Below are 23,862 nucleotides of genomic sequence, written 5' to 3' on the forward strand. Positions count from 1 at the left end.
TTTTATTATGGCACAACTGTCTAAAGATTTGTGTACCAAATACTAGGATAAGAGCAACATACAAAAGTGCATATAATATTTTTTTTAATAAACTAAAGATTGGAAAATTTTTTTATCCGATAAATCTGTGACCTTGATGTACCAATTGTTCTAGCAATCTGTGCAATTGGCACTGGTGGATTCTGCTGCAGCATTCTCACTATCTGATGATACAAATAACGTTTCCGGCGGTCAGGTGAATCTGGCGCATACAAACGGACGGCGCCTTTATAAGCGCCGCGTTGTTTAGCCAACTCGATCCCCTGCCGCTGTCGTTCACGGATTTTGCGCCGTTCCTCTTCAGCTGTGTACTTATAGATCTCCAACACCAAGTTGGATAACAAAGCTTTCAGATTTTGGTCCTCAACGCCTGCAAAACTTGGTAAGTCCAAAATGTTTAGCACTGCGCCCTTATGGCGGACTTCTTCAATAATTTCCGTTAAATCACGTGAACTTCGACCTAAGCGATCCAAACTCAAGACAACAATCTCATCTTGATCATGAATATACTCCAACATAGCTTTTAATTGGAGTCGATCTGCATTCTTCCCCGAAATTTTTTCGGCAAAGACTTTTTGTAACCCAGCTTTTTTGAGTGCGTCTAATTGACGATCTAAGTTCTGTTCAGTGGTACTCACCCGTGCATATCCAACTTTCATTTTCCAAGTCCTTCCCTGGTACATCTAAATGGTACAGATGTTTTTCTTAATATAACACAACCAAAAAAGTGTACCACTTGGGTACACTCAAAAAGTTCAAAGGCTCTATTCTACTACAAACAATTAACACACTTATAAAATGCAACCCACATTGTATAGATGGCATCTGAAATCATTTAACTAATTACACCCATGATAAAAGCTAAAATACTGGTAATCAGTAATAATATACCCGCACGCTTAAATACGTATCTATACTGTATGAGTAACTCATCTGGGTAGATAAAAAATTTCAGAGGGTTATCTGGATACTTGTCAATATACTTTTTTCTGATTACTTGTCCTCTTGCTACTGACTTTTGTGCAAAACTAGCACATAAAATAACTACTAGCATTAATAGACTTATCAAGAAGAATACCATGCTTCCTGATTTATCAAAAAGATTCCGCAGACTGTACCCAAAAAGTACCAATAAAATAATAATAAAAATAATTGCTATATTTATAACAAATACAATAAATCTACTCATATGAATTTTAAGATAGACCTGTTGCTTTTTTATTTGATCCTCAGTTAACTTAGCCCTTTCTTTTATACGAAAAACACGAATTTCTTTATTTATTTTATTAAGTTTTATCGACTGCACTATACCAAGTACTCCAAAAATAAACATTGCTGTTTCAGCTAACAGAATAATCAACATAAAAAAATTAAATTTCCTCTCTAAAAAAGACTGTAAGTTAATTTTAACCCTTACAGTCTTTTATTGTCACTAAAGCAATTGTATAATTTTAATTTTTACGCTAAATCTGCGACTATCGTTGTAAAGAGAGTTACTGTTGCAGTTACAACCGCACCTACAACATCAGCCGGTAACATTCCCACAATTAATATAGCAGTCCCAGTAACTGCAACAGCAATTGCTGCAATTTGACCAATCTTCCCCAAAGCCTCGGCAAAAGTTCCCCAACTCGGAAAATCAGGCAAATTAATCTTGATTTCCAATGCAATAGTCAGCGCTTCATCAAGAACACCTTCATCAGTTTCAAACGCCGTCCATGCAAGTTCAAATGTGTATGAACCATCCGAGCCCGTTGTAGATTTAACAGAAAGTTGTCCATTTTTAATTTCACTGGTGAAACTGAGTGTATTAAATTTATCGATAATAAGATCATTAACGATATTGTTCGAAGCACCCAGTGAATTTAGGAAACCATTCATACTTACTTCATCAACTTTACCGTTTTTAATGGTAATAACAGTGCTACCATCTGCTTTTTTGAATGAAGTAGTAATTTTACCAGTAATTTTCATCCACTTCGTATCAAACATTGTAAATTCGACTTCTTGGTCATATTCACAATCCGGCCACAATGACTTCAAAGCAGCTTTCGCTGACATCCCTGTAACTTTTCCAAATTTGGATACACCTTTATCTTTCCCGGAAGCAGCATCTTGATCAATATCAATCCCAGTTGAACCTGCTGTATATTCTGTAAACTGATCAAAACTCCAGTTTGAAGGCATTTTAAAACCTAAATTGCCACTCCAGCCATAAGACATATTAGCGACAAAACTGTACTTGACTCCGATTTTTTCCGCATACAGACAAACATTACGCGTTCCATAGACCCCAACTTCGTAACCAGAATCTGCGACTGCAGCGAGAACTCCCTTCAGGTACGGAGTAACCGTTCCGTCAATATCACCATCTTGAATGTCAACATCAACCGCAAAGTAAATAGTAGTTCCTTCAGGAAAACCTAACTTACGTGCTGCAGCAGTTGCCATGCCGCCATCTGTTGTTCCTTGACTGTTTGTAAAATATTTTTCTTCATAACCGCCATCTTCATAAATTGGAAAGATGCTCAGACCAGCTGACGTAATCGCTGTAATTTCATCAGCTGTTAGATTCTTAGGGCGCTCATTGCTGCCTGTCCCAACTGTTCCAGTAAGGTAACGGCCTACAATTTCAAAACCTGCATTTTTAAATTTGGCTATTGCTGCTGACGTTAACTGTGTAGCTGTATCGAAAGCCGTTGAATCACGATCCGTATTTCCATTACTTGTTAATAATCCTTTGATAACAGTTAAGTCGGCCGTTGTAGTATAAGGTTCTAAGTGCATAAACTTGCGGAATGCCACAATTGCATTCCCTACTGTCTCAGTAAAGCTACCATCAAAAGCTCCTGTATAAAACCCATTGACATATAAACCATATTGGATAATCTGCACAATTTCACCTGTTGTTCCTTCAGAAACAGTAGGTGTTCTAGCAATGGTTTCTGCCCCATAGTTTCCATTAGCTGTAGTTGCGTCTATCCCTTCAACTCGCTGCAACGCATAAATCAGTGCTGTATTGGTTCCCCGTTGATAAACACCATCACACGGTAGAATTCCTAAATCATTACTATATTTTTTATTCAATGTCTGTTGCATTTCACGGATTCTCTTATCACCATTCTCTAGCAAGGTGAAAGCACTCATATCAAACAAAGCAGCCATTAAGTTAACCGTTAAATTACCGTCAGCATCCAACCCTGCATTACTCTGCAGAGATTTAATTGCCGCAGCTAGATCTTCATCATAACTTTCTGTAAAACTATTCGGACTAATACCTTTGCACCAAAAAGCTCCTTTAATCAGTTTAACGATCTTACTTGAAGAATTTTTCTTAATAGTATTGATTACTTTTGCTAGAGCAGCTTTAGTTTGATCGCCAAAGCCTTCGCCTAGCTCAGTCAGTTTTAGTTCATACTGCAAGGCTTCACGTAAACTGTAGATTATCGCCCAACCTGTTTGCCCATTTTCGGGAGCCTTTTTTAGCATATTCCCTTTAATAACTATAATCTAAAATAACTTAATCACGCGCTATTTTCTTCATTTCAATTCTTCCCCAGATTATATTGATCAAGAAACCACCAATTGCTGCACCGGCTGCTAAAAATTTAATATTGCTAGAACCTACAATTGCCAGCAACACAGGAATCCTCTGCAAAATTCCAACTGCAGCCATTAAAACAACAAAGGGAGTGATTGAATACAGTTCTCTTTTTTTGCCCATAATAATCCAGCCGAGAAAAATAGCTACAAAAGTTAGCATTAAGATCACGTCACCCGGATAGGTCAACTTAATTATCCAAATTGGTGGTGTGAGCATGCTGATTGCTACAAATATACCAATGATACAGGCAAAGAAAATAGTTCCAATGATAAACTGCACAATTTTTGACTTTCTGACTGGGTTATTCCCATTCAGATAAATGGACTTGTGAACTGCTTCAAAAACAATCACTACCATTCCAACAGAAAGCAATGCAATCAACAAATATTCAACAACATTTATTTTAAGCGGACCCATTTTTGCAAAGTCACTAATAAAGGAAATCGCCAATATATTCCAATTGGCAACATTATTAATTCGATGATTTCTCTATAACCTGTATGCTTAAAATTCTTAATCATGCTATCGGCAAGTTTTCGACTGTTCTTACCAAAATATTCTTGTGCTGTTTGTCCATTTTCCTGAGCTTCGATCAGATCAATACAAACATTATAAGTTTGTTCGGTCACATCTAGCTCATCATAAAAGATACTGGCTGTAATCAAGTATTCCCTGAAATCATCAAAAAATGTAGCATTTTCACCTTTTAATTTTTTTGCTGACTCGTTCAACTTATTTCTGATACCTTCAACCTGTTTGTCTTTGCTACTCATCAATTCTCCCCCTATTTAAATATCTGCCTAACACTTTCATTTATTTCCTGCCAATCCCGCATGAATATTGTTAGCTCTTCTTGTCCAATTGAAGTTACGCTAAAATACTTGCGGCTTTGGCCCTTCCGGCGAAGACTTCATTACACCACTAATCAGCTTTTTTTCTCTAATTTCTGTAAAATTGGATAAATTGTTCCGCCAATTACGTCATTAAATCCGGCTGTACGTAAGTCCTGGACTAGCTAATAACCATAGGTTTCGTGTTTGGAAATCACTTGCAGTACGCATCCTTCAAGTACACCTTTTAGCATTTGTGTCTTACTCAAACAGATAACTCCTCCTTAACTAGTATGTAATACTAACTACCGTAAACAAAAGATAACATAGAGGGAGGTAGTTTGTAAAACATAGTAGTTAAAAATTGTTATTACATACTCATTTCTTAACTATTTTAATTAAAATTAGTTATTGTTCTTAATTCCAGCACTTCCGCACCAATATTACTTAGAAATTGCGAGTCGTGTTCAATTATCAGCATCGTCGGCTTGTATTTCGTAATTAGTTGTTCAATTTGTTTACGATTATTGATATCAAGATAATTAAGTGGCTCATCCCACACATAAAGTATAGTAAAAGAGGTATCAAGATTATCGTCACAGTCTTGATACCTCTTACTTTAGGATGTTTGACGAAGAACCGAAATAAAAGAACAACTCCCTATTCTTAGAAAATTTTGAGAATAAGGAGTTGTTCTTTTATAAGTGTTTGAAGTTAATAATAGATACAAATTTTGTACTGTATAGTTAGCATTAGCCAGTGTAGCTGGCTAAATATTAAACTTCGCGAACGAGTTTTAAGTCCTCTCGATTATCAGCAACAAATTGCAGATAATGAGTAAAGCATTCTTCTAAAAAGGAGGTAGTTTTATTATTCGTCAATTGGGATTGGTTATCGAATTGCTCCTTAGCATTACTTAATAAGAATTCATGACCTGGCATGACAAAAGCATTAACACCAGGAGAATTTAAAATCTGACGAAGATTGTCTTGAGCACGTGCTGTTCCTTGAACTCCTAAGGAAGCACCGACAATCATTATTGGCTGAGTTATGAACGGATGTGTGGCTGCCGACAGCTATTCTATCGTACTTTTAAGTGCTGCAGTAATCGCATGATCGTACTCAGGTGTAGCAATAATAATTCCATCAGCGGCAGCTAACTGATCACTCAAAGTATAAACACTCTCAGGAATATCGGCTAATCCTTCTTCGCTGAACAACGGAATATCAGCTATTTCAGCCAATGCAATAGTAGCATCGTTAATAAAATGTTGTTGCATATACGTTAAGAGCATACGATTATATGAGATTTGAGCGTTCGTTCCCACTAATCCTACTAAGTTAAGTGACATCTAAATTTCCTCCGGTTTCTGATTAAGTTTGTGATTCCGTTTATCAACTATAGTATAAACGGCCATAATAATAGTCAAAATGGCGAATCCCCAGCTGCACAACATCAAGACAAAGTAAGGCTGATCGTTCCCAAATAAGTTCGCAACACCATTAACTAAAGTTGGTGATAAAAAAGCACCTAAGTTAATACCCACTAGAATAATAGAGGTCGATAAGTTTCCAGAATTAGCTGGAGCTATTTGAGCTGCTCGGTAAAAAGCCTGTGGGAAAACCCAGCCAAAGAAAATTCCACAAATGATAACACCAAGTGTCACTACCAAGACACTAGTTGCCGTAGCGACAATCATAAAACCAATTGAAATACCTAATAGAGCAATGGGTAAAATAAAGTTACCAAGAAATTTACTAATTTTCCCGAATGGCATGCTAGCAAACATCGAAGCTGCTCCCATTCCGGCCAAAATACTTGAAGCAATTGCAGGAGTGGTAATGTGTTGTGCAGTCACAAAACTAGCTAGTTTAATCGTCATCATCATGAACATTCCAAAAATTATAAGCATTAAAAACGCAAGCATAAAGACGTGAACATTAGTTGACTGTTTTGGTGCCTTTTTATTTTCACCAGCTCTATGTTCAATCGGAATCTTAACAAAAAGACCAAACATCAATAAAGGAATCATTGCAATTAAGTAACCTGCAAATGCTGTTTTCCAGCCAGCAAGAACCAAAACACCCAGTAATAAACCAAAACCAGCATTTCCTAAATTCTGTGAGGTATTTTGATAGCCTAGCATATCTGCTAGTTCTTGCTTTTTATAGAAACGGTACATTAAACTAACAGCAAATGGGTTAAAAAGTCCAATCCCAAGGCCCATGATGAAGCGAGCAATTATAATGATCGTGTAATTAGTAATAAAAACAGGAGTTAATCCTCCAACTAAGTACATTATCAAACCACCCATGATCGTGCGCTTAATTCCAAATTTATGGGCAATTAGAGTTGAAAACATAATCATGAGTAACACACCCAAATTAGGTAAGGTTGAGATCATTTCAACTTGCGCGCTAGTTTGCTCCGTAAATGTTTTTTCCATTAACGGAATGGCAATTGCAACTGACGGTGCAGTCATTGATAAAATCGAAAGAGATAGGATTGATAACTTGAATAACCAACTGTGTGATTTAATATTTTCCATAAGATTAAGCCCTCCTAGCCTATTTTTTTACCAATTTATCATTTTTAGTTTTTATATATTCACTAGCGCTTGTCCCAGCAATTCGTCCAGATGTCCAAGTAAAACCAGAAGCTAAACCTTCATAAGCAGGATAACAGTGGCCCTGATAATAACCACCAGCATTAGCTCCACCCGTATAGAGACCAGGAATAGGTTTGAATTTGTCATCCAAAACGTTTAAATTAGTATCAACACGAACTCCACCTACAGTACCTAGGTAAGCGACTTGAGCGGTAAAAGCATAAAAGGGACCTTGTTCCACTGCATAGACAAGTGACTGCCCAGACTTTGCGAAATCAGTATCGACACGATTATGAACATTATGATTATACGCAGTAACTGCCCGTACCAAGGTATCTGCATCCATGCCAGCAGCTGCTGCTAATTCAGCCAAAGTATTTCCCTTAAAAGCAGTTCCAGCAGCAACAGACTCGTTGGCGAGTTTAGTGAAATCACCAGGCTCAGTATTAGCACCAGGTCCAGCTTTAGAGATTTCGAGTTGGCCACCATTTTTGGTAAAGTCGTCAAGAGTTGCTTGATCAACTACAAAATAATATTTGCCACCAACAGAGTACCCAGCGTTAGCCCATTCAACAGTGTCATAAACCACATCTTCATTAGTAAATCGTTCACCTTTAGGACTTACCCAGAATAATGGTGTCAATAATAATTGAGTTAAAGCGGAATTAGAGAAACCAGCTAAATGTTCCTTTGAAGTTTTCTGAGTAACTTTGGATTTAGCAAGTTGAGCAGCATGAATTAAGGCTGTTCCATCAATATTGATCCCACCGGCAGCAATAATTGCCTTAAGTCCTTCACCATTATTGGGCACTCCTAATTGACGCAAGTTGTGCGTATGCATTGTCTTGGCAACTAAACCACTGTCACCCCCAAAGCCGCCTGTTGCAACAATAGCCGCCTGTGCTTCAACTTCAATGACTTCACCATTAGCATTGGTGGCTGTGATGCCAATAACTTGACCAGTACTGTCTTGCTCAATAGCTTGCATAGTGACATTAAATTCAAACTTAACACCTTCATCAGTCAAGGTTTGCTGAATACGTTCGTAACTACCAGTTTTATCCTGATACATATGATAAACACCACCTTGGTAATCACGATTACGATGTGCAAATTGTGTCGTATCAGCGGTAGCATTTAATTTAATATGCATTCCCATCTTCTCGATCCATGCTAAGGTATCAGCCGCAGAGGTAACAATTTTGTGAACTAATGCCCCGTTAGAAATGTTGTGATTGTAACTAGTCAACTGACGAATAGCTTCAGCTTTGGACATGACCATACCACGTTCACGCTGTTCCTTGGAGTCGACAGCAAAGAAACCACTTGAGATTTTAGTGTTTCCACCGATTTGAGATTGTTTTTCTAAAACTAAGACTTGTAAACCATGTTCAGCTGCAGCATGCGCAGCAGCTAATCCAGTTCCACCAGCACCAGTGACAACAACATCCGTTTTGATTGTTTTAGTCATAATAATCACTCCTACATTAAGTTATGATTATATTTTATAGTGAAACATTGCACAATGTCAGCAGAAAATATATCTTAATTTTATGGTAAATATATCTTTTATGAAAAAGAGGTGATTTGGAATGGCTACAAACTATACAACAAAAAGCACTTTAAAGATTGATGGAATAGTATCTGAACAACTAGAACTACCCTCAATTACAAACAGCACAACTCATTGTTTTAAGATTCACATGCAAATAATTGAATGCCTGGCAACTTGTGTAGCAACATTAGGTACAACTGAAATTCCCCTACGGCCATTTGATTTGATCTTAATTCAACAAGTGGATCAATTGATATTTAAAACTACCGATCAACCTGTTAAAATTAAAGTTTTAGATGAATGGTTGCAAATACCTAATCCATTAAATATGACGTTGGTAGGTGATAATCCATTGATTCATGATTTAATGAACGCTGCTGATTCGCAACAAAATCACTATATAGTTTTTCGTCATTTAGAAACTAAAATTGTCCATGAATACTTAAATATAATTGCTGCTTTAGAAAATTATTCACCGGATAGATTTTTGACGTTCCAGCGAGAAAGCCTGCTGGGCTTGTTATATACTGAATTGTCACGCAAACACCACCAAAAAGTTTCGAAGACAGATTCTTTTTTTCCTCAAAGCTCTATTCACTATGCTGGGCCAGATGCACAGGCAGGAGCAATTTTTACGTATTTAACCCAACACGTCAATGATGTAACTTTAGTAAGTGCCGCAGCTTATTTTGGTTATCAGCAAAACTACTTTTCACGTTTGTGTCAAAAATTGTTTAATCAGTCTTTTTCAAATTTGAAAACAACACTACGCATGGAAATGGCATCTCGAATGTTGTCACTATCAAATAAAAATATTGATGAAATCAGTAATGAGTTAGGCTACAAAAATTTAACTAGTTTTTATAGCCATTTTCGCAAGGAGCGCGGTCAAAGTCCTCGTCAATTCCGTGAAGATTATAAGCAAAATATTCATCATCCATAACGTACGTCGTATAATATTTATTGTTTAGCATTTTAGTTATTTGTAATTCATACCTCTTTAAATCGGTTCTGGTACAAGATTTTAAACTATTATTTATTTTGGTATAACCAATTTAAAAACGGAAATTTATTTGATGGCTGCTTATTTTAAAGGCCATCATTTTCAAAAAGATATTATTTTGATTGCTGCTGGCTATTGATGTCACAGATTAACTTTAGATTTTAAATTGCGCAAACATCGTGATTATCAGTCCGCTTACCATTTTTGAAGTGGTTATTAATGGTCTGCCAGATCAATATATTTTATTAACCAAAAATTGCCATCAATGCTTCAAACATCTTATTTGCTTTTTTTAGAATGATGAAATAATGCGTATATATAATAAACATGGCTTTAAACTCAAACGTTGCTAAGATCACCTAGAATAAAGGAGCATAATTATGGAAAAAATGATATTTGTGAATTTACCTGTAACTGACATGTCGTGTTCAATCAAATTTTATGAAGCACTGGGGTTTAAGAAACATTCGGAGTTTTCCAATGAAAATGGCACTGCAATGATGTGGACTGAAAACATTTGGATAATGTTATTGACTCATGGTTTTTACAGCCAGTTTTTAAAAGGACAAACAATTGCTGACACACAAAAAAGCAATGGTTCTATAACATCGTTTAATTTGGAAAGTATTGCTGCAGTCAGAGAGGTCGCACAAACCGCAAAAACAAATGGCGGTACCTTTTATCATGTAGAATTAGGAATTCCTGAAGATCATATGTATGAACTAGAAGTTAAAGATCCAGATGGTAATCTTTTATCATTTTCTTGGATGTCTATGTAAAAATTAAAAATTGCTGTATAGAAAAATGATATTCTACTAGGAATATTTAGATAACCAGTAAGGATAATAAAGCTAGTGGCACTCTCCCCTCCATGGGACTTTTCTCCCTTTTCTAGACCATTAAGACAATAACTAAGCTACAATACAGCTAAAACATATAATTAAAGCCAACTGCTAACTTGAAGTGCAACGCAAAAGTTAGACAAAATAGATATTTTTATGCTGCTACGGTATGTTCTCGATACTCAATTAGGAACATGCCTATTTTTTTGGTTGTTGATATATGTCAACAGAGTCAAAAATGAGCAAATCTCCAATAGACAAGTTAAAAACTCCTAGGATTATATGGAAGCAACGTCTCAGCTCAGCCCTTCAAGGCGATAATATACAATCAAGTATTCTTAACTGGCGAAATTTAACTAACACCTTTTGTAACTTCACTTGTATATTTAAGTTATGCAATATCCATGCAACATGAACACAAAAAAATATACCAACTGACACAAAACTATAAAAACAAAAGCGCCGATAAATCAACGATTTACGAAGATTTACCAGCGTTTACGAAGTGTTAATTGGGCATACTGGGCTCGAACCAGTAAATTGCGGATTCAGAGTCCGCTGCCTTACCAATTTGGCGAATGCCCAAAAATCAACTATTTCATAATAATAGATTTTGGCTTTTTTGTCAATAGAATTTTGAAAAAATGTTGCTTGTATCGTTGCTTTCCTTGAAAAAATATTACTATAAGAAAAGCTGAGGCCATCAATTTTCATTTATTGCCTCAGCTTTTAATCGTTGCTTATTATTCTTTAACGTCTGTATTATAACGTTTAATGTTTCGCTTCAGATAGTGCAATAATTCTGCTTCATTGGGAAACTCGCGTGGGCTTTTTTGCCCATGCAAACGCAACGAAATCTTGTTTATCTTGATTCTACCTGTCCAAGTATAGGTGTGCTCAACGATAAAACGATTGTTAAGTTTTGTTTTCCCGAATTTTAAAACATAAACCCTTTCCGGAACAATCAGTGGATTGACGTGCTCTTTTTTATAGTTTATGTTGTTTGCCTGTAAAAAATTTTTAGTTTTTCTCAGCATGTCACTCCTCCTTTACTAACCACTCATTTATCGTATAAAGCCCAACGACCGACTTCATATTCAATTATAGCAGTTTAAACTATAGTATCAATTTATTTAATCTGCTAACTTATTCAAGACTTTCTTCCATTTATCAATCTTCAATTAATTCTTTTTTTACTGAAAAATTTGTGAATTAATCTATAAAAAGTACTTTATTCTTAATATGTTCCGTAGATTATAACTCTTGCTGCTCTAAAAAAGCTTAGTATAGCAATAAAAATGGGCCAAAACATGGTTTTGGCCCATCTCCTATTATTAAAAAGAGATACTATTATCACCCGTACGGGGATCGAACCCGTAACTCCGCCTTGAGAGGGCGACGTCTTAACCAATTTGACCAACGGGCAAAATTACTCTTATTATTATACATTGTACTCAGAAATTGTCAAGATTATTTTTTGAGAATTTGTATCTGCAGATAGACACAGACTGCAAAAATAAAAACACAATACAGACACCCTGCAACAATAATCAAGCCTAACCAATTGTAACCCAGAATCTGTTTCGATACAAATAAAATTAAAACCGTCACACTCCATTTTAATAATTTGATGTAAAGATGTTTCAATTCATTTTGCACACAACTTCCCTCTTTAACTTTTTGAATTTACTTTCTTGGAAAAACAAATTGAAGCTCTGGAACTTTTGTAAAACTGCGATCATAGTAACAGATTTCAAATTGATCAGAAGTTACTCCAATGATTGCATAAGTTCCGCCCAGAGCACTATATTCTCCACGCGGGTAACTTATACTGCCCGGGTTAAGGAAGAGGCAGCCATGTGCATACTCGACGCCTAAGCGGTGTGTATGTCCAAATAAGGCAACCTGAGCCTGCTTTTCCTGCGCTAAAAGATTCAAACGCTCTAAACCTGTATTGACACTTAATAAATGACCATGTGTCAATAAAACACGCGTTTCTTTAACATCACTAACAAGATATTCAGTAAACTTAGGATCGTAATCGCAATTTCCTGTAACAACATTAAAATAATCAAAAACTTTATCCTCGGGTGAAAACTCTGAATCACCACAATGGAACATCGCATCTACTTCTGTTTTATATTTTGAAATCAAACTTTCTAATATTTGGTGATCGCCATGATTGTCACTAACAACTAATATTTTTGTCTTCTTTTCGTTCATTATTTTCTCCACCAATCATCAAAGTATTCATTTAAAGCTTTAACGGCCTTACCACGATGACTTACTTTATTTTTTTCAAAAGGTGTCAACTCAGCGAACGTTTTTTTCAATTCTGGCAAATAGAATAATGGATCGTAACCAAAACCATCCTTACCCTGTTTCTTTTCCAAAATAAATCCCTTTACATTTCCTTCAACAACTAATGGCTGGCGCTCGGTACTTGTCACAACTAAAGAAGTATGAAAAACCGCCGTTCTTTGATGAAACGGTACATTTTTCAATTCTCGCAGCAATTTTGCATTATTTGCATCATCATCATGGTCTCCTGCATAACGTGCTGAAAAAATACCAGGAGCACCATTCAATGCATCTACCATCAAACCCGAATCATCAGCTAAAACCGTTATGCCTGATTTATCAGTTAACGTTTTTGCTTTAATAAGTGCATTTTCTTGAAATGTCTTTCCATCTTCAATAATCTCTGGTAGATTTTCCATCTCACTTAAAGTTTTGACTTTAAATCCTTTAGGTTCAAAAAAGGCTCTAAATTCTTTCGCCTTACCTTCATTTTTGGTTGCTATCAAAATTGTTGTCACTGAATCGTCCCCGTTTCTGAATACATATTCTACTACTTTTACAAATATAATACATTTTCAAACTCCTTTCCAGTACTGCAATTTCATCTAAATTGGTTAAATTTGCAATTTTGTCCTTTGTTTTATAAACCATCAAGGTATAATTAGAGATAGATTTTAACAGAGGAGACTAGCCATGGATGTTAAACTTTTCCACGAATTGCTCAATAATAATGAACATACAACGCTGTTTGGATACGCACTTATACGTGATGCCTTGCTTCCAGATCTAATTGGCGATAATGCTAATATTTTATACTGGTCAGGAAAAAAACTGGCACGCGAATTTCTTTTAACCACCGAGACAGATCTTCCTTTATTTTTCAAACAAGCAAATTGGGGCGACTTGAAGAAAATAAAAAACGATAAGAAGCAGCAAATCTTTAAACTCGACGGTGCAATCGTCACACAGCGGATTAAAAGAACCCCCAAAGCAGATTTTCTACTTGAGGCAGGCTTCATCGCTGAAACTATTCAAAATCAACGCGGCTTTATTTCTGAAACGATTATCAAAGATATCGACAAGCGCAAAAATGCTGTGACTTTTCTTAATCAGCTAGACCCGAATGATCCAATAGATCCTAACCTTGTTCCCGAGCAAGAACCATTTCACCTGACTGACACGCCCCAAGAAGAATCTGAGAAAGATTAGTAATTATTTTAATTTTAATACATAGGATCTGAGAAAAGATTGATGTTTTAAGAGATAAGCATACCTTTTAAACACGTTAATATGGATCTTTTGAACAATACAACGAGCTAGGCCAAAAATACTTTGGTCTAGCTCGTTTTTTCGAGTTTCATTAAGTCTTAATTTGCGCTTCTTGCTAACAGTCTCTCGTAAAACAGCTATTTGAGACCAATCACTGCAAAATACAGCTGCAAAGATAAGTATTCCTTTTGTGCAGGATCACTATCAAATTCATAAAAAAAGAAAACAAATGGCTGGGTCAACAATCATAATTTGACCCATCCATTTGTTTTAAGCTTGTATTATATGAATTAACGTATTTCGTTAATCTAACGAAATATTTTCTTTTTGCTGCCAATTCTTTGTGTAGAAATAATTATTGATCTTATAATTTGGAGCCTTTTGTTTTTTACTCAAAAACGGATTAACATACTGGTCAACTTTAAGCCAGCCCTTCCACCCTAGGTGAATCGTATCCTGCATAAAATAAGGTGAAGAACCATCATCACTTAGATCGACCACGTTATTAAACCCCTGCGAGTTCAACTGATATTTAATCTTTCGATTAAACTGATGTATCATGTTCATCGACAAACCTGTGTAATCAGCCCACTTTTGATTAATAGGTGGAATTATAAAGAGAACATTAGTATTTTGTTTTGCAAATTGATTAAGCACAAGCTCGAAATCTGAATATTCAACAGATTTAATATAACTAAAGTTACTCTGCTCATTCCTTAACTTCTGATAACTCTTTTTTAACCTTTTATTCCAAAAATTATTATCAACATTGAAGCGATTGTTAGTCGTATTCGCTTTACCTAAATTTTCTGCAATCTTGTTTAACTTAGCAGTATTATAGGTATCTGGCAGTTGCTTTTCACCTGTCTCGATCAAAGATCTTTTGTCCTTCAATGTGAGCATCGAGAACATCTGATCTTCATGCTTCAACATGTTATATTTTAAATCCAAATATGTTTTTTCAGTCGAGCTTAGTTGCTGCCCAGCCGCTACTTTTAAGATACACTTTTCAAGCGTTTCTGATGAGCTAGCGGAAGGCATAGTCAGCAAACGCGAAGCCGCGTACCGATCCATGCGCGTGTTACCTGCCTGTCGCAGCCATTCAACCGTTTCAAGATTTGAATAGTAAAAACTAAAAGCATTGGGATCAACGCCCTTTTTCACAAACCACTGCGGAGAGATGATGAAAACAGCTTTCTTATTTGTAAGCTGCTTTCTGATGCCCTGCATCCCCCAATAATGTGTCAATGATTGCGTTCCAGGCGATCCTAGAAGAAAAGGCCGATAATCTCGATGGTATTTTTGCGCCAGAACCGACGGATGTAATGCATCCATGCGGGACAACTCAGATGATCCAAAGAATGGAACATAGTTTTGCGACATAGCTGCCTCTTTCACAGCAGTCCCTTTAAAAACATTGGGTGACTGTGAAAGGGCCGCTTTCTGAATCGTTGTTTGCGATATATTTTTAACACCGAATGGGGAGATGAGAAATATAAACAAAAGAAGCGCCGCGATTAATACCGGTCCAAATATTTTGAATAATTTCTTGAAAACATTCATTACTGCATATTTTCAACTTTCGCAATTATTTTATTAGGCGTATCCCATTCACTACGTTCAAATTCAGAAACCGGTACATCGATGCCGCATTGAGATTGTAATTCTAATAAGAGCTGAACTGTTCCCATCGAATCTAACAAACCTGACTCAAATAAATTAACATCCAAATCTTTACCAACTTCATCGCTTCCTGTTAAGTTCTGTAAAATTTCAATAACTTGATCCTTCATTTTAAATATCCCCTTTATATTAATTTAAAGTACCGTGGAAAAATAATACATTCAGAAAACCTGAGAAAATCAAAAAACTAAAGCAAACTGTGTTGAAAGTTATAAAAATTGCAAGGCCTTCGGTAAACTTATTACTTGGAATACGTGCTTGATGTTTTTTCTTAAATCTGAGCCATGCATCGCACAAAATGATCGCACAAGCATGGAAAAGACCATACACAATATAGTACCACGTTACCCCATGCCAAAAGCCCATAATCAGAAATAATGTCAAGTAACCTAAATTGGCAATTGTTATCCGGCTCTTAATTAGCTTATTTTTCATTATGAAGAAAACAAGCCGCATGTAGATATAATCACGGAACCAAAATGACAAAGTCATATGCCATCTATTCCAGAAATCCTTGATATTATGAGCTTTGAATGGCCGATTGAAGTTCATCGGTGTTTCAATTCCCATGATGTAACTTATCCCCACGGCAAACAAACTGTACCCAGCAAAATCGAAGAACAGGTGCATCGAGTATACATAAGTATACGCTACGACCCACCATGACATACCACCATGACTGAGAGCCAATTGCGCAACCATTGGTTGAAGTCTTGAGCCAAAGTAATAAGCTAGGATAAACTTATACAAAAAGCCCAAGAAAATATACCAAACTGCTTTGTCCAGCAGATTTAAATACTTATCACGCGTAACGATCTTATTATAATCTTTAACGAAGCGTCGATAGCGATCTATTGGGCCCGAAGAAATCGTCGGGAAAAATAACAGGAATTGAAGTACGAGCCACGGTTTAAATTCTTTGATGATTCCATCGCGAATCTCCATTATCATTTGAACGACTTTAAATGTCAGATAACTTATACCCAAAAAACCGATCAAAGCCACCTGCCCATTTTCAAATGCCGGCGTAACTTTTACAATTACCAGCGGAATAATCGCTAGAATAACCGCTGAACAAAAAACCCATGTAGCATTTTTCTTTTTACGATACAAATGATACAAACCTATTAAACAAACTTCAAAAACAATATAACCGATCAGTGCAATTCCCTGTTCCCACTTTACTCCACCGAAAGTCAATACTAGAAATGCAAAAGAAATCAATGTTTGATACCAATGTAACTTTTTTCCAAACAACATACCGATCATAATCGGTAATAATGCTACACCTAAAATTAAAAAGTACGTTGGATTTTGATAAGGTTGAATATTTGGCATTATTTATTGACCTCTTTGATCAAACATTTACGGTCGACTTTACCATTAGGTGTTAATGGCAGAGTATCAAGATAAACAAATCTTTGCGGCATCATATAAGGCATCATTAGATTTTTTAATTCTTGCTTGATTGCTTTCGTCAATTCAAAATTGCTCGTAAAATTATTTTTCTTAGCCGTAACGTACGCAATCAATTGACTTACTTTATGATCCTTACCGTACTTAGGAACCGTTGTAGCTTGAGAAATCAAAGAAACCTGATCCAAATGATGATCAACTTCCTCTAATTCGATACGGAAGCCATGTAACTTAACTTGAAAATCGATTCGCCCCTTGTACAACAACTGACCTTGACTGTCAAGCTGGCCCAAATCACCAGTTCGATAGGCTATTCGACCGTTCAGATCGATAAATGCCTGCTTAGTTTTTTCAGGATTATTCAAATAACCTTTAGAAACGCTCGGCCCGCTAATAATGATTTCGCCGTCTTGTCCCTCTTGAACATCCTGCAGCTGATCATCCACTACTCGAATTGTAGTGTCACTTTTAGCGATTCCAATAGGCAGGCGCTTATAATCTGCTAGCACTTGACTCGTAATCTCGACCTGACTGACAGCAACAGTTGTTTCCGTTGGTCCATATGTGTTAAAAATGTGTGCGTGCGGAAAACGTGCATGCAGAGTAGCCGCAGTCTTATGCGTAAGTTCTTCTCCACAAAATAGAAAATGCGATAGACTTGGATAATGTTCTTCATCAAAGTGCGGTTCCAACAAACAGATATCAATAAACGATGGTGTTGAAACCCACACATTCAGATTTAAAGTTGGTAACACCGCAAAAAGTTCCTTGAAATTATCGGTAACCGACTTTGGTAAGGCTACTAATCTGCCACCACGTGTTAAAGTCGGATACAGATCCATTACCGACAAATCAAAGGAATATGGAGGTTGAGATAAGAAAGTTTGCTTACTTTCGATCCCAAAATCACTCTGCATCCAATCTATGAAGCTCGCCAAATTGTCATGACTGATCTGAACGCCCTTAGGAACACCTGTCGTTCCGGAGGTGAAAATAATATAAAAAACATCGTCGCCTGCAACCCATTTATCCTTGGAAGGTTTTTCAACAGGCTTGCTGAAAATCGTTTTTAATTTTTCAGGTCCGATCACAGGTATACCAGCTAATGACAGAGGCAGTTTCTCGACAGCAATACATGCTGCTGGTTTGGCAATTTCGTTAATTATTGTCAAGCGTTCTCCTGGAGAATTCGTGTCTACCGGTATGTAAGCATGCCCTGATTTGACAATCCCTAGAAAAGTTGCTGCCATTTCAAAGGTTTGCCCACCATAAACAATAATTGGTGTTTTCTCAGCTAATCCCATTGAATCGATATAAGTTGCCAATGCATCTGAATACTCTTTTAACTCTTTATAGGTATTAGTCTTTCCCAAGTATTCGTATGCAATACTGCTAGGTGCAGTCGTGGCATATCCATCAATTTTTTCAATGATACTCTTTTTCATTCGTTATCTCTCCCTGGCTAAAACTCGTTGTAAATAAAATGCGGCCCGTTAATCCCACTATAGTTGTATAAATATACTAAAACTAGCATGATCACAAAATACAGCGCCGTTCGCAAAACAAAACGCAAAACTTCATTTTTGATCAGAGGGGCCTGCTTTTTGTTCATAGAATTATGCCTCCCAACATCATAAACTTCTCTTTAGTTTTTTGAATTTATCCTAAAATTCTAAAAAAGCAACTAAATTATAGAGTACTTACTATCTAGAATGTCACGAAAATGAAATATTTACAACCATAATTTTTATAAAACTTTGTAAAGATTATTGAAAATAAGATTAAAACAACTTAATAAAACCAATTATTAACCCTCTTAAAGTTACAAAAACAAATTAAAATAACCAAACAAAAAGCCTTCCGAACAAAGATCGACGGAGATACACCCTTATCAGGCGACAGCATCATCTTGTTTTCAGAAAGCTCTTTTTCATTAAATTTATCTAATAAAAAATTAGATGTATTGTTCTAATTTTGCTTGAATTTGTTCCTTAGCGTGGTACCCAACTAAAGTATCAACCACTGCTCCATCCTTTTTGATAAGCAGTGTCGGAATGCTCATGATACCAAATTTGCTTGCCACTTCCGTATTTTGATCAACATCAACTTTGCTGAAGGATACCTTATCACCTATTTCTTCATCAAGCTGTTCAATAACTGGCGATTGCATCCTGCAAGGTCCACACCAAGTTGCCCAAAAATCAGTTAAAGTCACACCAGTACTCGTTTCACTCTCAAATGTTTTATCTGTCAATTCTTTCATTCTTAAATGCCCCCTAGCTTTCTTTTTGTAAGTAAATCATAACAGAAGAATATAAAAAAACAATTTATCTGCTTAGCATTTTTTATTTGAAATAAACAACCGTTGCTCCGTTTCCTCCCGCATTCGGAGATGCGAACTTAAAGCTTTTCACACTTCGATTTTGCGTTAGGTAATTAGTGATTCCTTGCCGCAACGCACCTGTCCCCTTGCCGTGAACGATCGTTACTGAAGCATAACCCGCCAAAATCGCTGCATCCATATAACGATCAACATTAGTCATCGCTTCCTCATAACGTTGACCACGCAAATCAAGGTTAGGTGATACATGTGATTGTCTTGCTGTTTTAATAGTTGGACGCCCACTTTTTCCAAGGTTGTTATCCTTAACCTTAATCTTCTCCAAATCGTTTTCATTGATTTTCATTTTTAATATTCCAAGTTGGACTTCCCATTCATTTTTGCTGAATTTTTGAAGCAAAACACCCTGCTGACCATAAGACTTTACCATAACGTCATCGTTAGGGTGAAACTCTTGTTGTCTTTTTGCTTTTTGTAAAACTTTATTTTTACGCAAATTCGTTGGTTGATGTAAACGATTCATTTTTGTTTTAGCATCGATCAGCTCATTTTCTTTAACTTGCGTACCAGCATTCAAACGCATACGTCGCAACTCACTAATTAGTTTATCGGATTCCTGACTAGCAGTCTCTACAATCTGATTAGCTTTCATTTTAGCCTTCTCAAGCAGATCATCACGATTATTGTTAAATTTTTGATATTTTTGTTCCAAATCAACATGTAGCTTCTCCGCTGCACGCAGGTTCTTTTGCAAACCGATATGTTCTTCTTCTGCCATACGCCGTTTTTGAACCAAATCTTGGATCATATTATTCAAATCCTGACTGTCACTGCGAGTCAGCTGACGTGCTTGGTTGATTATCTGCTTATCTAAACCGAGTCTTTTTGAGATGTCGAGTGCATTACTTCTTCCAGGAATTCCAATTAACAACCGATACGTTGGCTGTAACGTATCGATATCGAATTCCATACTAGCATTGATCGTCTGCGGACGATCAAAACCGTATGCCTTTAATTCAGGATAATGCGTTGTTGCAAGAACATAGCTTCCGCTCGCGCCTACCGCATCCAGAATTGCGATTGCTAAAGCCGCACCTTCTTGCGGATCAGTTCCAGCACCCAGTTCATCAAAAAGGACTAATGAGTGCTTATCAATGTTTTTGAGAATAGAAACGATATTGGTCATATGCGATGAAAAAGTACTAAGATTCTGTTCAATCGATTGTTCATCACCAATATCGGCAAAAATTTCCTTGAAGATCCCAATTCGGCTAGCTTCAAAAGCCGGAATAAACAATCCTGATTGTCCCATCATCTGAATAAGTCCAAGCGTTTTTAAAGTTATCGTTTTTCCACCTGTATTGGGTCCGGTAATTACGACAGCTTGGTAATCTTTTCCCAGCATAATATCGTTGCGCACAGCTTCTTGCATGTTCAACAATGGATGCCAGACTTGCCTCAAGTAAATATCATTTTCGACAGATAGTCGCGGCTCTGTTGCTTTAATAGACGCCGCATACTTAGCCTTAGCATTGACAAAATCAAAAGTGCCTAAAATATCAGCATTGTTCGCCAATTCCAATGTATAAGGCGCAATCAATTCAGACAGCTCCTGTAAAATACGCCTTATTTCTTCTTTTTCCTGCAATTGCTGCTGTTTCAAGCGATTATTTAATTCAACAATTGCCTTCGGTTCAATAAACAAAGTTTGTCCTGATGAACTTTGATCATGAACAACTCCACCAAAATGATTTCGATACTCCTGTTTTACAGGGATAACATAGCGATCATTTCTAATAGTGATTACTGCATCACTCAGATACTTCGCAGAATTGCCATGGATAAAAGCGGATAAGCGATCGCGTAATTGATTCTCCGTCGTTGTGATTGCCTTTCGGACACTGCGTAAAAGGCTTGATGCTTCATCAGTAACGTGGCCATCTACTTCTACAGCTTCCAACAGCCGTTTGTTTATTTCAGGCAAAACCTGTAGATTGTCTGTTATTTCGTACAGCTCTTCTAATTCGATCTTTTCATCATCTAAAGCAATAAAAAAACGTCTAACCTCATTGGTTGCACGTAAGACACGGCCAATAGCGGCCAGTTCTTTCCCATTCAATGATGCTCCAATATCCAGCCTCTTTAAATATGGCTGAATGTTATGCAACTTAGGAAGCGGAATTCCCCCTTTGAGTCGTAGAATATCAGCTCCATCCTTAGTTTGAGCTAAGGCTTCCTTAATCTCAGCAAGATCACTGCTTGGCCGCAAATTCCGTACTTTTTTTTCCCCCATAGGAGTTACGATGAACTGAAATAATTTTTTGATTACTTTATTATATTCCAGCACCTCTAATGCTTTTTCGTTCACCTTTTGCACCCCCCTTTTTATTCATTTGATTGCTGCAGGTACTTCTGATATAAATTCTGAGAAACAACCGGTGTTTCTTTTAAAATAAACATTGCGACAGGTGATTTTTTAACATTTCGACTGACATTCGCAGTCGGCCAACCAACTAAAATCAACAAAGTGGCAAAGATAAGCAGGTAAGCAATTACTAACGAAAGTAATCCTCCTGCTAAGGCATTAATTTGACTGACAACCGGAATGCGGGTTAGTATATTCAATTTGCGTGCAATTGAACCGAAAATAACTCCTCCCAAAATAATAATCAACCAGTACGCAATTCCATGATAAAACAACGTACTCCCTGACAAGGTAGAGTTTCCCGCCTCACTCCATGAAGTATTTGTCGTAAAGAATGCAACAAAACTTTCAATCCAAGCACTCACTGTATCCGCGTATTTATTTGCAACTATAAATAAGATAACAACACCAACAAGATTCATTAAAGTTAAAAGAAAACCTCGCCTAGCACCTTTTAAATATGAGAAAAATAACACTACGATTATTAATAAAGATATAAACATCGCTTCACCTACTCGTTGTCATCACTTTCCTGTTTTAACCGATCCAATTCTTCTTGTTTGTATATCTGATCAGAGACGGCATTAATGGCTAATAAGATTGCTGCCCTTTCTTTACTTAGATTCGGTAACAAATTATTGATTTCCTGAAGTTGCTGATCGACTAATTTTACAACGGTCTCCATATGTTCGGTACTGCTTTCGCCGATAATAATGTAGTCTTTACCATCGATATGGGCTTTAAAACGTCTCTTTCCCTCAGACATTTTATTGACCTCCTTCAATTCAGAATACACTAACTAATTTTAGCATAAATAATGAGGGGACAAAACCAGTGTTTGCCGCACCTCTGTATAATTTTTTCATAATAAAAAAATAGAGTCTTAATTAAGATAGACTCTATCCTCTACCTCTAATTGAGGCTATTGCATTTTTTCATCGTTAAGGAAGGTATCAAGAACTCCTTCAACCATTTCCCACTCTTCATCGCTTTCGATATCATGCAAGTCAGCGTCGTTTGCTTCACCATTTTCATCTGGATCAAAGGAAAATGCAAGCACATCTACTTGTTCTTCCGGTTGTGAATCAGCAGGAATAAGTAAGATATACGATTTTCCATAATCATCGGATTCAAAGGTAAACAAAATTTTGTATAACGTTTCATTTCCCTTCTCATCTACGAGCGTAATCAAATTATCTTTTTCGTCCATGGATATTCCTCATTTCTAGTTATTTCTAAGCAAAGGTCCTTTACGATCCAAGTAGTTCTGTAAAATCAAACCTGCTGCTAGCTTGTCAATGACTTTTTTTCGTTTTTTTCTTGACGTATCAGCTTGTTCCACCAACATTCGTTCGGCTTCAACTGTTGTCAGCCTTTCATCCTGATAATCTACAGGAAGTGCAAATGTTTTCTCAAGCAGAGAACCATAATTACGCGAAGCATCTACCCTCGGCCCAGAAGTATTGTTCATATTTTTAGGTAAGCCTAACACAAAACCTTTTACCTCGTACTTCTTAACCAATTCCTTGATCCGTTCAATTCCAAACTCTTTTTCATCTTCATTGATCGCAACAATTTCAATACCTTGAGCTGTCCAGCCCAATGGATCACTAATAGCAACCCCAACTGTTTTTGAACCCACATCTAAGCCCATTAACCGCGTCACTTATTTTCCCCCTTGTCGAGGTATGAGCGAACCAATTCCTCAACTATTTCATCACGTTCATGTTTTCGGATTAAGTTGCGAGCATCATTCAAACGAGGAATATAGGCAGGATCCCCAGACAGCAAATATCCTACAATCTGATTGATAGGGTTATATCCTTTTTCCTCCAATGCCTTGTATACAGTATCTAAAGTCTCATGTACACCTTTACGGCGACCGTCTTCAAAATCAAAATACATTGTCTTATCTAATGAACTCATCGCAAGCACCTCCGCATGC

Annotated in this window: 25 protein-coding genes, 2 tRNA genes and 3 pseudogenes; 3 read left to right on the plus strand and 27 right to left on the minus strand. The window is 36.7% G+C overall.

Annotated elements, in window-relative coordinates; translation table 11 throughout:
- Positions 1–92: 92 nt before the first annotated feature.
- From FC19_RS06685 to FC19_RS06720, 10 genes and pseudogenes are all read right to left on the minus strand, one after another.
- Entirely contained in the window at positions 93–698 is a 606-nt protein-coding gene (locus FC19_RS06685; RefSeq protein WP_057876223.1) for a recombinase family protein, read from the minus strand.
- A gap of 176 nt (positions 699–874) precedes the next feature.
- Entirely contained in the window at positions 875–1,402 is a 528-nt protein-coding gene (locus FC19_RS06690; protein WP_057876224.1) for a hypothetical protein, read from the minus strand.
- A 95-nt stretch (positions 1,403–1,497) separates the two neighbouring features.
- Positions 1,498–3,528: a glycoside hydrolase domain-containing protein gene (locus FC19_RS06695; protein ID WP_057876225.1), complete on the minus strand. Its 2,031-nt coding sequence runs from the start codon at positions 3,526–3,528 to the stop codon at positions 1,498–1,500.
- 31 nt (positions 3,529–3,559) lie between these two features.
- Complete coding sequence (locus FC19_RS11820; RefSeq protein WP_235809338.1) at positions 3,560–4,060, minus strand: hypothetical protein; 501 nt, start codon at positions 4,058–4,060, stop codon at positions 3,560–3,562.
- Positions 4,042–4,416 (minus strand): DUF1129 domain-containing protein, encoded by a 375-nt coding sequence (locus FC19_RS11825; protein ID WP_235809339.1) that lies wholly within the window; start codon positions 4,414–4,416, stop codon positions 4,042–4,044. Before FC19_RS11825 ends, FC19_RS11820 begins: the two co-directional genes overlap by 19 nt.
- Positions 4,417–4,427: 11 nt before the next feature.
- Positions 4,428–4,742 (minus strand): annotated as a pseudogene (locus FC19_RS11830) (PadR family transcriptional regulator).
- 125 nt (positions 4,743–4,867) lie between these two features.
- Positions 4,868–5,041 (minus strand): annotated as a pseudogene (locus tag FC19_RS11835) (P-loop NTPase family protein); the annotation flags it as partial.
- 208 nt (positions 5,042–5,249) lie between these two features.
- Positions 5,250–5,825: pseudogene (locus FC19_RS11945) on the minus strand (NADPH-dependent FMN reductase).
- Positions 5,826–7,022, minus strand: coding sequence for an MFS transporter (locus FC19_RS06715; protein ID WP_057876226.1), 1,197 nt, complete (start codon positions 7,020–7,022; stop codon positions 5,826–5,828). It lies immediately after the preceding pseudogene.
- Between the two features lie 19 nt (positions 7,023–7,041).
- Positions 7,042–8,553, minus strand: a complete 1,512-nt coding sequence (locus FC19_RS06720) for an FAD-dependent oxidoreductase (RefSeq protein WP_057876227.1) — start codon at positions 8,551–8,553, stop codon at positions 7,042–7,044.
- 121 nt (positions 8,554–8,674) lie between these two features.
- Here FC19_RS06720 and FC19_RS06725 point away from each other — a divergent pair, with 121 nt between their 5' ends.
- Positions 8,675–9,580, plus strand: coding sequence for a helix-turn-helix transcriptional regulator (locus FC19_RS06725; RefSeq protein WP_057876228.1), 906 nt, complete (start codon positions 8,675–8,677; stop codon positions 9,578–9,580).
- A gap of 440 nt (positions 9,581–10,020) precedes the next feature.
- Positions 10,021–10,419: a VOC family protein gene (locus tag FC19_RS06730; RefSeq protein WP_057876229.1), complete on the plus strand. Its 399-nt coding sequence runs from the start codon at positions 10,021–10,023 to the stop codon at positions 10,417–10,419.
- A gap of 575 nt (positions 10,420–10,994) precedes the next feature.
- Here FC19_RS06730 and FC19_RS06735 read toward each other — a convergent pair.
- From FC19_RS06735 to FC19_RS06760, 5 genes are all read right to left on the minus strand, one after another.
- Positions 10,995–11,067 (minus strand) — tRNA-Gln (locus FC19_RS06735).
- 158 nt (positions 11,068–11,225) lie between these two features.
- Complete coding sequence (locus FC19_RS06740) at positions 11,226–11,519, minus strand: hypothetical protein (protein WP_057876230.1); 294 nt, start codon at positions 11,517–11,519, stop codon at positions 11,226–11,228.
- A gap of 316 nt (positions 11,520–11,835) precedes the next feature.
- Positions 11,836–11,908: transfer RNA gene (locus FC19_RS06745), tRNA-Glu, on the minus strand.
- A 260-nt stretch (positions 11,909–12,168) separates the two neighbouring features.
- Positions 12,169–12,705 (minus strand): metallophosphoesterase, encoded by a 537-nt coding sequence (locus tag FC19_RS06755; protein WP_057876232.1) that lies wholly within the window; start codon positions 12,703–12,705, stop codon positions 12,169–12,171.
- Positions 12,705–13,301, minus strand: a complete 597-nt coding sequence (locus tag FC19_RS06760) for an XTP/dITP diphosphatase (RefSeq protein ID WP_057876233.1) — start codon at positions 13,299–13,301, stop codon at positions 12,705–12,707. The genes FC19_RS06755 and FC19_RS06760 overlap by 1 nt, the downstream gene beginning before the upstream one ends.
- 175 nt (positions 13,302–13,476) lie before the next feature.
- On the opposite strand from FC19_RS06760, the gene FC19_RS06765 reads away from it, so the two are divergent.
- Positions 13,477–13,992 (plus strand): YslB family protein, encoded by a 516-nt coding sequence (locus FC19_RS06765; protein WP_057876234.1) that lies wholly within the window; start codon positions 13,477–13,479, stop codon positions 13,990–13,992.
- A gap of 363 nt (positions 13,993–14,355) precedes the next feature.
- Here the strand turns inward: FC19_RS06765 and dltD are convergent, their stop codons facing one another.
- From dltD to FC19_RS06820, 12 genes are all read right to left on the minus strand, one after another.
- Positions 14,356–15,615 carry a D-alanyl-lipoteichoic acid biosynthesis protein DltD gene (gene dltD / locus FC19_RS06770; protein WP_057876235.1) on the minus strand — a complete coding sequence of 420 codons (1,260 nt, stop codon included), beginning with the start codon at positions 15,613–15,615 and terminating at the stop codon, positions 14,356–14,358.
- Positions 15,615–15,845 carry a D-alanine--poly(phosphoribitol) ligase subunit DltC gene (gene dltC / locus FC19_RS06775; RefSeq protein WP_057735708.1) on the minus strand — a complete coding sequence of 77 codons (231 nt, stop codon included), beginning with the start codon at positions 15,843–15,845 and terminating at the stop codon, positions 15,615–15,617. Before dltC ends, dltD begins: the two co-directional genes overlap by 1 nt.
- A 19-nt stretch (positions 15,846–15,864) precedes the next feature.
- Entirely contained in the window at positions 15,865–17,073 is a 1,209-nt protein-coding gene (gene dltB, locus FC19_RS06780) for a D-alanyl-lipoteichoic acid biosynthesis protein DltB (RefSeq protein ID WP_057876236.1), read from the minus strand.
- A complete protein-coding gene (gene dltA / locus FC19_RS06785; protein ID WP_057876237.1) occupies positions 17,073–18,596 on the minus strand; it encodes a D-alanine--poly(phosphoribitol) ligase subunit DltA in 1,524 nt (507 codons plus the stop codon). The genes dltB and dltA overlap by 1 nt, the downstream gene beginning before the upstream one ends.
- 17 nt (positions 18,597–18,613) lie before the next feature.
- Positions 18,614–18,763, minus strand: coding sequence for a teichoic acid D-Ala incorporation-associated protein DltX (locus FC19_RS11340; RefSeq protein WP_083488396.1), 150 nt, complete (start codon positions 18,761–18,763; stop codon positions 18,614–18,616).
- A 342-nt stretch (positions 18,764–19,105) separates the two neighbouring features.
- Positions 19,106–19,414 (minus strand): thioredoxin, encoded by a 309-nt coding sequence (gene trxA, locus FC19_RS06790; protein ID WP_057876238.1) that lies wholly within the window; start codon positions 19,412–19,414, stop codon positions 19,106–19,108.
- 82 nt (positions 19,415–19,496) lie between these two features.
- Positions 19,497–21,860 carry an endonuclease MutS2 gene (locus tag FC19_RS06795; RefSeq protein WP_057876239.1) on the minus strand — a complete coding sequence of 788 codons (2,364 nt, stop codon included), beginning with the start codon at positions 21,858–21,860 and terminating at the stop codon, positions 19,497–19,499.
- A gap of 17 nt (positions 21,861–21,877) precedes the next feature.
- On the minus strand, positions 21,878–22,420 hold the full coding sequence (locus FC19_RS06800; protein WP_057876240.1) for a CvpA family protein: 543 nt from the start codon (positions 22,418–22,420) through the stop codon (positions 21,878–21,880).
- Between the two features lie 8 nt (positions 22,421–22,428).
- Positions 22,429–22,683 carry a cell division protein ZapA gene (zapA, locus tag FC19_RS06805; RefSeq protein ID WP_057876241.1) on the minus strand — a complete coding sequence of 85 codons (255 nt, stop codon included), beginning with the start codon at positions 22,681–22,683 and terminating at the stop codon, positions 22,429–22,431.
- A 156-nt stretch (positions 22,684–22,839) separates the two neighbouring features.
- The gene (locus FC19_RS06810) at positions 22,840–23,127 is read right to left on the minus strand and encodes a DUF1292 domain-containing protein (RefSeq protein WP_057876242.1); all 288 of its coding nucleotides are present in this window, start codon (positions 23,125–23,127) and stop codon (positions 22,840–22,842) included.
- A 15-nt stretch (positions 23,128–23,142) separates the two neighbouring features.
- Positions 23,143–23,583 (minus strand): Holliday junction resolvase RuvX, encoded by a 441-nt coding sequence (gene ruvX, locus FC19_RS06815; protein ID WP_057876243.1) that lies wholly within the window; start codon positions 23,581–23,583, stop codon positions 23,143–23,145.
- Positions 23,580–23,843: an IreB family regulatory phosphoprotein gene (locus FC19_RS06820; RefSeq protein ID WP_057876244.1), complete on the minus strand. Its 264-nt coding sequence runs from the start codon at positions 23,841–23,843 to the stop codon at positions 23,580–23,582. Before FC19_RS06820 ends, ruvX begins: the two co-directional genes overlap by 4 nt.
- Positions 23,844–23,862: the final 19 nt, after the last annotated feature.

The organism is Liquorilactobacillus aquaticus DSM 21051, from assembly GCF_001436755.1.
Classification (GTDB): Bacteria; Bacillota; Bacilli; order Lactobacillales; family Lactobacillaceae; genus Liquorilactobacillus; species Liquorilactobacillus aquaticus.

Excerpts from the sequence above, each read along its gene's own strand:
- FC19_RS06690 (WP_057876224.1), bottom strand. The coding sequence starts at position 1,402 with ATGTTGATTATTCTGTTAGCTGAAACAGCAATGTTTATTTTTGGAGTA.
- FC19_RS06730 (WP_057876229.1), top strand. The coding sequence starts at position 10,021 with ATGGAAAAAATGATATTTGTGAATTTACCTGTAACTGACATGTCGTGT.
- FC19_RS06765 (WP_057876234.1), top strand. The coding sequence starts at position 13,477 with ATGGATGTTAAACTTTTCCACGAATTGCTCAATAATAATGAACATACA.
- dltC (WP_057735708.1), bottom strand. The coding sequence starts at position 15,845 with ATGAAGGATCAAGTTATTGAAATTTTACAGAACTTAACAGGAAGCGAT.
- FC19_RS06685 (WP_057876223.1), bottom strand. The coding sequence starts at position 698 with ATGAAAGTTGGATATGCACGGGTGAGTACCACTGAACAGAACTTAGAT.
- zapA (WP_057876241.1), bottom strand. The coding sequence starts at position 22,683 with ATGTCTGAGGGAAAGAGACGTTTTAAAGCCCATATCGATGGTAAAGAC.
- FC19_RS06810 (WP_057876242.1), bottom strand. The coding sequence starts at position 23,127 with ATGGACGAAAAAGATAATTTGATTACGCTCGTAGATGAGAAGGGAAAT.
- dltD (WP_057876235.1), bottom strand. The coding sequence starts at position 15,615 with ATGAATGTTTTCAAGAAATTATTCAAAATATTTGGACCGGTATTAATC.
- dltB (WP_057876236.1), bottom strand. The coding sequence starts at position 17,073 with ATGCCAAATATTCAACCTTATCAAAATCCAACGTACTTTTTAATTTTA.
- trxA (WP_057876238.1), bottom strand. The coding sequence starts at position 19,414 with ATGAAAGAATTGACAGATAAAACATTTGAGAGTGAAACGAGTACTGGT.
- FC19_RS06740 (WP_057876230.1), bottom strand. The coding sequence starts at position 11,519 with ATGCTGAGAAAAACTAAAAATTTTTTACAGGCAAACAACATAAACTAT.
- dltA (WP_057876237.1), bottom strand. The coding sequence starts at position 18,596 with ATGAAAAAGAGTATCATTGAAAAAATTGATGGATATGCCACGACTGCA.
- FC19_RS06695 (WP_057876225.1), bottom strand. The coding sequence starts at position 3,528 with ATGCTAAAAAAGGCTCCCGAAAATGGGCAAACAGGTTGGGCGATAATC.
- FC19_RS11820 (WP_235809338.1), bottom strand. The coding sequence starts at position 4,060 with ATGGGTCCGCTTAAAATAAATGTTGTTGAATATTTGTTGATTGCATTG.
- FC19_RS06715 (WP_057876226.1), bottom strand. The coding sequence starts at position 7,022 with ATGGAAAATATTAAATCACACAGTTGGTTATTCAAGTTATCAATCCTA.
- FC19_RS06820 (WP_057876244.1), bottom strand. The coding sequence starts at position 23,843 with ATGAGTTCATTAGATAAGACAATGTATTTTGATTTTGAAGACGGTCGC.
- FC19_RS11825 (WP_235809339.1), bottom strand. The coding sequence starts at position 4,416 with ATGAGTAGCAAAGACAAACAGGTTGAAGGTATCAGAAATAAGTTGAAC.
- FC19_RS06800 (WP_057876240.1), bottom strand. The coding sequence starts at position 22,420 with ATGTTTATATCTTTATTAATAATCGTAGTGTTATTTTTCTCATATTTA.
- FC19_RS06725 (WP_057876228.1), top strand. The coding sequence starts at position 8,675 with ATGGCTACAAACTATACAACAAAAAGCACTTTAAAGATTGATGGAATA.
- FC19_RS06755 (WP_057876232.1), bottom strand. The coding sequence starts at position 12,705 with ATGAACGAAAAGAAGACAAAAATATTAGTTGTTAGTGACAATCATGGC.
- FC19_RS11340 (WP_083488396.1), bottom strand. The coding sequence starts at position 18,763 with ATGAACAAAAAGCAGGCCCCTCTGATCAAAAATGAAGTTTTGCGTTTT.
- FC19_RS06720 (WP_057876227.1), bottom strand. The coding sequence starts at position 8,553 with ATGACTAAAACAATCAAAACGGATGTTGTTGTCACTGGTGCTGGTGGA.